We start from the raw sequence: 1,728 nt of genomic DNA, 5'->3' as shown, positions 1-1,728 counted from the left end.
TCCCGAGGACCAGGCGCGCGTCCACCCGCCCGGATTTGGGGAACAGGTGAAGGTCAGCTCGGAGGGGTCCGTGTCCATCGCGGTGTTGAAGGTCAGGACGACGTTGGCGTTCAGCCCCACGTTGGCCTTGCCGTCAACGGGGTCGGTGGCCATGAGCATCACGCTTCCGCCCAGGGCCTGCTCGACGTTTATGAGCCCGTAGCCGTACTGCTCGTCCCAGCCGGTCGGCCCCAGGTCGGTGGCGGTCGCGTGCAGGGTGGCGCGGATGTTGGCGGGGCCGGTTATGCCCTCGGAAATCATGAGCCCCACGGCGGCCGCCACGTGGGGGCAGGCCATGGACGTGCCCTCGAAGAACCAGTAGTTGAAGGGGACGTCCAGGTCCACGGGGGGGTCCAAATCGCCGTACGTCTGCTGGAGGATACCGTCCCATTGCCCGTCGCCGTCCTGGTCCACTCTCAAATCGCCGCCCGGGGCCATCATCTCCTGGTCTTCGCCGTAGTTGGAGTAATAGGCCCGGGTGGAGTCGTAGCGCACCGCCCCGACGCAGATGACCTCGTCGAAGCCCGAGGGGTAGTGGGGGTCGTCCGTGTCTTCGTTCCCCGCTGCGGCCGCCAGCACGATTCCGGCGTTGTAGGCGTCTATGCACGCCTGGTGCAAGACCGAGTCGTAGCCGTAGCCGCCCAGGCTCATGTTGATCACGTCGGCCGAATGGGTCCGCGCCCAGTCTATCCCGTCGGCCACCGACCAGCCCTGGCTGGAACCCTGCCAGTTCAGGACCTGCACCGGCATCACCCGGCAGTTGAAGGCCATGCCCGCCGTCCCGGTGCCGTTGTCGGTGTTCTGGGCCAGCGTCCCGGTGACGTGGGTACCGTGGCCGTGCTGGTCGTTGGGGTGGCTGTCGTTGTGGATGAAGTCGTAGGGACTGACGAAAGTGACGTCGGAGAGCTCGGGTGCCTGATGGTAGGTGCCGCCGATGACCTCGTCCTGCTCGTAGCTCGGCACGGTGTATTCCTCGTAGGCCACGCCGGTATCGAGAACGGCGATGACGACCGAGGAGTCGCCGCCCCGGTTGATGTCCCAGCCCTCTTCCAGGTAGATGAAATTGACCTTGTTAAAGTTCCACTGGTAGGGGTAGTAGTAGTCGTCGGGGATCCACTCCAGGCGGTAGATGAAGTTGGGCGCCGCGGCCAGCACTCCCGGCAGGAGCTCGAAGCGCCGGGCGTACTCCTCCTCCCGGCCGGTGGGGACCGACAGGAGGACCCGCTCCGGGGTAACCTCGCTGCGTTCCTTGAGACCGATCGTCGGCCCGACCTCCCGGGCGGCGGCCAGGACCTCCGCGTCGTCCATCACCCGCGTGAACCAGACGATTACCTCGCCCTCTACGTACCGAACCTCTACCGACTGCGGAACGGTCGGCTCCGCGACCAGGAGGCGTTCGGCCTGGGCTCCCGCGGCCGAGAGGAGCGTCGCTAGAAACGCGTAAACCAGTTTGCGCATCGGTCCTCCATCCCTGCGGTATAAATTACCTTTTTTATCTTAAGCTATTTTGCGTAGTGAAATCAAATGAAAAACGGACCGTGGTCCGCGGGTGGGAGAAAAGACCCGCCCCTACGTCATCGCAATTTGCGGAACACGGGGCGGGGTGAGGGCTGCCGAATATCCCCTCTCCCTGTGGGGTAGGGCCGGGGTGAGGGCTACCTTAAACCCCCTCTCCCTTTAGGGAGAGGG

General features: G+C 64.8%; 1 protein-coding gene. It reads right to left on the bottom strand.

Annotation, left to right across the window (positions count from 1 at the left end; genetic code table 11):
• Window positions 1-1,497: S8 family serine peptidase (locus NTW26_07740; GenBank protein ID MCX7022145.1), on the bottom strand; the 1,497-nt coding region annotated here is incomplete at its 3' end.
• Window positions 1,498-1,728: the final 231 nt, after the last annotated feature.

Source organism: bacterium (assembly GCA_026398675.1).
In the GTDB taxonomy this organism is placed as follows: domain Bacteria; phylum RBG-13-66-14; class RBG-13-66-14; order RBG-13-66-14; family RBG-13-66-14; genus RBG-13-66-14.
Note: the sequence above shows the minus strand (reverse complement) of the source record. Positions and strands in the feature narration are given on the sequence as shown.